We start from the raw sequence: 6,563 nt of genomic DNA, 5'->3' as shown, positions 1-6,563 counted from the left end.
CCACTGTCGCCTGAATATACCCTTCTTCATCAAACTGAGGTTTTTTGGTAATGATATTAATCGTACCGCCGGGCTCACTGCGGCCGTAGAGGGCTGAACCCGGGCCTTTCAACACTTCAATAGACTGAATGTTGGAGGTGTCACGGCGACCGCTGTAACCACGGCCTGCACTGAAACCATTAACGATATAGCCTGAAGGTAAGTTTTCATCGCCGGCAAATCCGCGAATGGCAAAACTGTCCCACAAGCCACCAAAACTGTTCTGGCGGGCGATACCACTGGTAAAGTCCAGTGCATTTTGTAAATCATTAATACCGGTATCTTCTAACAGCTCGCCGGATACGATATCCACATTCTGGGGTAATGATTTTAACGGAACGTCGCCACGATAAGGCTGACGCTGGGTGACGACTTCAATTTTTTCAACATCATCTGCTGATGCATTTTTTTCCTGAGCATTTACACTTGCCGTAAGCGCCATGCTGACAGAGGCTGTCAGCACAGACACCATAAAAATTCCGGGTTTCTTCATCACGCGTTGTTCTCCATGTATTTATATTCAACGGCAAAAGGACTCCGGTGTTATGTTTTTACGCTGCTTTTGCAGTCTGATTGTCACCCGGACTAACCTTCCACAATCAGTATACGGGAAGGTAGTCGCTGGAAATGCGTCGAAAGACGCGCTGCAAACAGCCAAAAATGTTAACGCGAGAGTATTCGCGGCATTTTATGCTTCTGCAGCTTCGCAGACGATTTGTGCGATGAGGTGATGGTTATCTACGACCAGTTTCAAAAATCAATTTGAAAAATGTCATTAACACAAAAGGTTGATGACAACTTTTTTACTGATTCAGCACCATTTTCATTGAAAAGAGGTGTTACTGGTATCCGGAAATTATACGATGCATTTATTACCAGCCATAAAAACGTTGCCACTGATGAATTACCGATAAATCTTCACCCTCTGTGACTTCATATTGAGGGTGTTGCGCTGCTGTGGCGCAGGCGTGATTGGGTAAAATTCTCAGTCTGGTGCCTACCGGTAAATCCGGCAGGGTGCCTTTGCTGCTGCGAAGGGACAGTATACCGTGTTCCTGATTAGCATCGACCATCAGTAAGTCGTCATAAATATGGCCGTGGATATCGCATACTATGCCGTATCCCTGATCCACTTTTTGTTTTGATGTGCCTTTATCCCGGGACATAGCCATCCAGCCTGCGTCTACCAGAATCCAATTCTTTTCTTTTTGGTGGCCGATAACCGTTGTCAGCACAGACAGAGCAATATCTTCAGGCTGGCATACGCCGATCCCCGCCATGACCAGATCAAAAAACGCAAATACGCCGGCGCGGATTTCTGTCACGCCGGTCAGGTCACGGGCAAAATGGGCGGTTGGTGTAGAACCGGCACTGACGATTTCGCAGGGATAGCCGGCCTTATTGAGAATATCAGCAGCCCCGGCTACCGCTTTTCTCTCCTGTTCAGCACATTCAATCAGCGCCTGTGATGTTGACTCACTGTAACTGGCACCGGCATGTGTCATCACCCCTTTAAGCTTTGCCGGCGTTCCTGCCAGTTCACCGGCGATAGCGGTCAGCGTGGCTGAATCATGAGGTTTTACGCCTGAGCGGTGACCGTCGCAGTCTATTTCAATCAGCACACCAAACTCACACTCACTGGCGGTACAGTAAGCTGCAAGATCTCTTGCCTGTGCTACTGAGTCCAGTACCACTGTAATTCCCGTGCCATTTTTTGCGAGGGCGGCCAGACGCTGATATTTACCCGGTGCAATGCCCACTGCGTATAAAATATCAGTCACGCCACCGGCAGAAAATTGCTCCGCTTCTTTCAATGTGGAAACGGTTGCCGGGCCTGAATGCGTCGACATCATCATCCGCGCGACTTCAATGCATTTGGATGTCTTCAGATGTGGACGGAACGAAACATTGAAAGGGGACAGGTGGTCTTTCAGCCTTTTAATGTTGGCGTTAACTTTTTTGATATCGAGGATCAGAGACGGCGTATCTATGGTGTTGAGTGTTCGCTTCTCTGTCATTGCGCAGCCTCCGCTGTGGTATTTTCATAACTCGCCACCGCTTCTATTTCCAGCTGGCAGCCATAATGCAGTTCCGGCACAGGCACAAAACAGCACGGGCACACTTATGCGCTCCCAGCACTGCTTCACAGACTTCGTCGAATACAGGCCAGTTTTCCACGCCTGTTATGTATGCTCGCAGTTGAACCAGTGAGGAGAGAGGTAATGCTGCCTCTTTTAAAATGGCTTCAACATTCCGGAAAGCCTGAATGGCCTGACTTTTGAAGTCCTGTGCGATGGCCGCAGGACCTGCCGGGGGAAAGGAGAGCTGTCCGGAAATAAACAGCATATTGCCGGACCTGAACGCCTGTACATAATGCCCGCCGGGAGATGGTGCGTTTTCAGTTACGATATTCATTCACTTTAACCTCTGTCTTTTTTCTATCATAAGCACAAATTAAAAGTGATTCGAGCTATTTATCTTTATATGAAGATAAAAGTATGCAATTTGTTTTAGCTATTCAGCACGGTGTGCTGCGGGAGCACCTTAACCGGAACTGAGGGATATTTTTCTGAGCAGGGTAATTAACGTGGACAGTTCTGATTCATCCAGCGCACAGACCGATTTATCTGCCAGCGCAAACCGGCCGGCAATGGACTCTTCTATCAGTGTATTACCTTTTGTTGTCAGCGTGACTTTAACGCCTCTGCGATCACCGTCTGACACCGTGCGTTTCACCAGCCCTTTATTTTCCAGCCGCTTCAGACAGGCTGTCATTGCGCCTGAGGTTAAAATAACGGATTTTTGCAGCTCTCCGGGTGACAATTGAAAAGGGCTGCCTTTGCGTCGTAATGTGGCGAGAATGTCGAAGTCGGTATAATTGATGCCATGTGTTTTTAGAAACTGGTTTACGTTCTGTTCAAAACGGTTGCCAAGGTGAATGATGCGCGCACTGGCCGCCATTCCCGTTCCCGCCATGTCCGGTTTTTGTTTCGCCCAGTCCGCAAGCAGGCTGTCAATAATATCTGAATTCATAGGTGTGTAACGTTGCTGAAAAATGAAAAGAATCAAGGGGAAACACTAGCACAAGATTGCAGGGCAGAGTAGAAGTGCGCAGAGATTGAACAACAACCGCTCATAATACCGGCGACCGCGCTTTTCTTTAAAAAATTACTTGCGCCGGCCAGACTGCATCGCTATTATACGCGCCGTTCCAAGCAATCGCGGAACGTCCTCAAATGCGTCTATAGCTCAGTTGGTTAGAGCGCTACCTTGACATGGTAGAGGTCCCCTGTTCGAGTCAGGGTAGACGCACCAGATTACATAGCAAAATCATCATTATCGACTTTATCCTTTTCTAAATCATTGACTTATAGTTGATTATGTCATCATTGTACGTATTTGACGTTGTCTAAAATCATTTTTTATAGCAGTATCGATAGTAGTACTGGTCAACATTTAAGCGTTGGATACTACTATGGCTCGCACTGCGAAACCGCTAAACCCTACTCAAGTCACTCAAGCTAAGCCTAAGGATAAGGTTTATAACCTTGCAGATGGTGGCGGGCTATATTTGCGCGTCAAACCAAACGGCTCCAAGTTATGGATATTCAACTACTACAAGCCATTTACCAAAAAGCGTAGTGATATAAGCCTGGGTTCTTTCCCTGATGTCTCTTTGGCTAATGCGCGTGAAAAGCGAGGTGAATTCCGAACGTTATTAGCCTCCAATATTGATCCCAAACTACATCGTGAAGAAGCCGCAGCAAAAAAAGCTGAATCTCAATCTAATACTTTTAAAGTCGTAGCAGAGAAATGGCTTGAAATTCATCGTTCAAAGGTGACTGACAAAACCGCTGATAGAATGTGGCGCTCTTTAGACAATCACATATTCCCCAAACTTGGAAAGGTCCCTATCGATTGCATTAAGGCTCCGCAAGCCATCGAACTCCTTCAGAGCTTAGTAAAACGTGAGAAATATGAAATGGCCCGTATGGTAGCTCAGCGCATGAATAGTGTTATGACCTTTGCCGTGAATGCTGGTCTTATTCATCACAATCCGCTGGTGGGTATTAAACAAATGATCCCATCTAACAAAGTTAGAAATATGCCTAGCCTTCGACCTGAAGAGCTCCCGGAACTCATGAAGGCGCTTAACTTCGCTCAGATAATGTTGCCGACCAGGTGTCTAATAGAGTGGCAACTACATACTATGTGTAGGCCGGGGGAAGCTGTTACTGCCAAATGGGCGGAAATAGATTTCAAAGAGTCACTTTGGGTTATTCCAGCCTCTAAAATGAAAATGGGGCGAGAACATATCGTGCCATTGTCTCCCCAAAGTATAGCATTGCTCGAAATAATGAAACCTATCAGTGGCCATCGTGAATATGTATTTCCTTCGCACAGAAATCCGAAAAGCCATGCTAGTAGGGAGACGGCGAATACAGCCCTAAAACGAATGGGTTTCAAAAACAGGCTTGTGGCACATGGCCTCCGTGCGCTAGCTAGTACCACTTTGAATGAACAGGGCTTCGATTATGATCTAATTGAAGCGGCACTTTCCCATGGTGACAGCGATAAAATCAGAAGCGCTTACAACCGCGCCACCTACGTAGAGAGAAGGAAGTCCATGATGGCCTGGTGGTCAGACTTTATTGATGCTGCAGCGAATGGAAATCTGAGCTTAGCAAATTCTGAAAAGCACTTGAGGCTTGTTAATGGCTAAAATTCCGCAACCAGAGTTTATCTTGCTCAAAGAGGCTGCGAAGCGCTTAAAAACCGAAGTTGATAACCTTCTTGCATTAGCTGGTGAAGATGAACTGACTTTGTGGGTTTGTTACACCGCTGAGCAGTTTAACTCTCAGATAACTTACAAAGGACAGAGTAAGAGCTCATTTCTTGAATTAACACCTGCACATATAAGAGAATTAAGGTTCTGTTCTGCAGCAATTCATATTACACCACCAGCATCAGGTGGTTTAGTCGATCTCAATGGTAACTTTGTCAGCTACCAGCGAACTAATACTTCTATTGATCCGGACTTTAGCTCTCCAGTTCCAAGAGGCCCTGCTCGATTTAAAGGGAACCAAACATTGGAGATAGGCCTTGAACAAATAGTAGTAAAGAGTGCTGATGTTCTGAAAATTGCAGGAACAGATGATGGTAATGGCAAGCAGCGAATACGAGCGCCAGCAACTTATCTTGCTGCGGCATATCTAGCAGTCAATCCTAATGGGAGCTGGAGACAAACCACTGGTATAAGTTTTTACGATTGGTTGAGATTACAATGTGAAAATTGTGAAAAAGCAGGGCCGACGCTAAAGCTTAGTGATAGAAACGTTGATTTAATTATTGAGATTGAACTAACGGATAAAGAGGATCCGTTATGTAATGAATCAACATTTAGTGCAATGATTTCAGAAGCTGGAGAAAGTTTAAAAAAATTAAGGCCCATTAAGGATTCTGTATTGGAAAGATCCCTTTATAAAAATTTAAGCGGTATTAAATTATTAAGTTTGTAACCAAGGAAGAATTATGAATAAACCGGAAGTTGTGAAGATCTTATTATTGGTGGCAATTTTGGCCACTCTGTTAAATGATTCTGCAGTTTTTGAGAATGTTGTATCTACTAATAATGAAGTCGCAACTCAGCAAACCGTTGAGTCGGGTGAAAGCGGAGGTGAGGCTGGAATCAAAGACTCATCTAAAGAGTTTGAAACAGACATCATACGAATTTTAGAAGCCCCTCTCCGATCCGTGTTCAAATATCCGGAAGAAGTAAATTTTAGCCAAACCGTGTTCGATGCATTTTACGTTAGGGGCAGAGCTGGTTTTCTTCTAGCTTCTTCATCTCAAGACCTCGGAGTAAGAGGTGTGTCATATTGTGGTTATTATTCAGCTAAGAATGGAATGGGTGCATATGGTCCGCTTGAACGTTTTTTTATTCTTTCATCCATAGATGAAGATGAATTGGAAATTGGTGCAGAAATCTATTTTGAGCTAGATGGGGAGTTTAAGCAGCTTTTCGCAATTGACAGCAACTATCCCCTCGATTTCGAACGCGATAAATTTCAAGAGGGTTGGCAACAGTATTGTCCGAACGCGGGCGCAATTGATAAGGGCATTTTCGCGGATTACAAATTAGATGGTAGTGCGTTCCAATTGAAGCTGCTAACAGAGCGTTATGAAGGCCTTATTAAAAATAGTCCCGATTTAGTTTCTTTTGTAAAAACTTGTACCGCTATTGCGGGTTTTGATGCATGTGTAGCTGCACATGAATGCATATTTAAAGCCGAGCAAGGGAAAACAGGTTATTGCGGGGAAGTAAGAGCGCTATGTCCGGAGGGAACGTCAAAAGACGCGTGTATTAGACAAGTTGATGATTTTGTTGTAGATGGCAATAAGTCGTCAGCAAATAGTGCCCCGTAAATTTTTTTATCTACGAATTTTTACACCTATGGGAAACTAGGCTTAGTTTCGCAATACAATATGTTGTCATGTGCTTGTTCACTAACACAGGTAACGAC

General features: G+C 44.9%; 7 protein-coding genes and 1 tRNA gene. 4 read left to right on the top strand and 4 right to left on the bottom strand.

Translation table 11 applies throughout. The annotated features are described in order from the left end of the window. The 4 genes from AC4PME_RS07225 to AC4PME_RS07210 all read right to left on the bottom strand — a co-directional run. The coding region (locus tag AC4PME_RS07225; RefSeq protein ID WP_491045573.1) for a TonB-dependent receptor plug domain-containing protein at nucleotides 1-532 on the bottom strand (532 nt) is incomplete at its 3' end. A 379-nt stretch (nucleotides 533-911) separates the two neighbouring features. Continuing rightward, complete coding sequence (locus AC4PME_RS07220; RefSeq protein WP_491045572.1) at nucleotides 912-2,057, bottom strand: alanine racemase; 1,146 nt, start codon at nucleotides 2,055-2,057, stop codon at nucleotides 912-914. A 43-nt stretch (nucleotides 2,058-2,100) separates the two neighbouring features. Then, on the bottom strand, nucleotides 2,101-2,454 hold the full coding sequence (locus tag AC4PME_RS07215) for a RidA family protein (RefSeq protein ID WP_491045571.1): 354 nt from the start codon (nucleotides 2,452-2,454) through the stop codon (nucleotides 2,101-2,103). 129 nt (nucleotides 2,455-2,583) lie between these two features. Continuing rightward, nucleotides 2,584-3,072: a MarR family winged helix-turn-helix transcriptional regulator gene (locus tag AC4PME_RS07210; RefSeq protein ID WP_119501653.1), complete on the bottom strand. Its 489-nt coding sequence runs from the start codon at nucleotides 3,070-3,072 to the stop codon at nucleotides 2,584-2,586. A gap of 205 nt (nucleotides 3,073-3,277) precedes the next feature. Between AC4PME_RS07210 and AC4PME_RS07205 the strand changes: the two genes are divergently transcribed. From AC4PME_RS07205 to AC4PME_RS07190, 4 genes are all read left to right on the top strand, one after another. Next, nucleotides 3,278-3,354, top strand: a tRNA-Val gene (locus AC4PME_RS07205). A gap of 160 nt (nucleotides 3,355-3,514) precedes the next feature. Further along, nucleotides 3,515-4,762 carry an integrase domain-containing protein gene (locus AC4PME_RS07200; RefSeq protein WP_491045570.1) on the top strand — a complete coding sequence of 416 codons (1,248 nt, stop codon included), beginning with the start codon at nucleotides 3,515-3,517 and terminating at the stop codon, nucleotides 4,760-4,762. After that, nucleotides 4,755-5,558, top strand: a complete 804-nt coding sequence (locus AC4PME_RS07195) for a hypothetical protein (RefSeq protein WP_491045569.1) — start codon at nucleotides 4,755-4,757, stop codon at nucleotides 5,556-5,558. Before AC4PME_RS07200 ends, AC4PME_RS07195 begins: the two co-directional genes overlap by 8 nt. A gap of 13 nt (nucleotides 5,559-5,571) precedes the next feature. Further along, nucleotides 5,572-6,465 carry a hypothetical protein gene (locus tag AC4PME_RS07190; RefSeq protein ID WP_491045568.1) on the top strand — a complete coding sequence of 298 codons (894 nt, stop codon included), beginning with the start codon at nucleotides 5,572-5,574 and terminating at the stop codon, nucleotides 6,463-6,465. Nucleotides 6,466-6,563 lie beyond the last annotated feature (98 nt).

This window comes from Alteromonas sp. (genome assembly GCF_984505615.1).
This window is presented reverse-complemented; position numbering and strand designations above follow the sequence as displayed.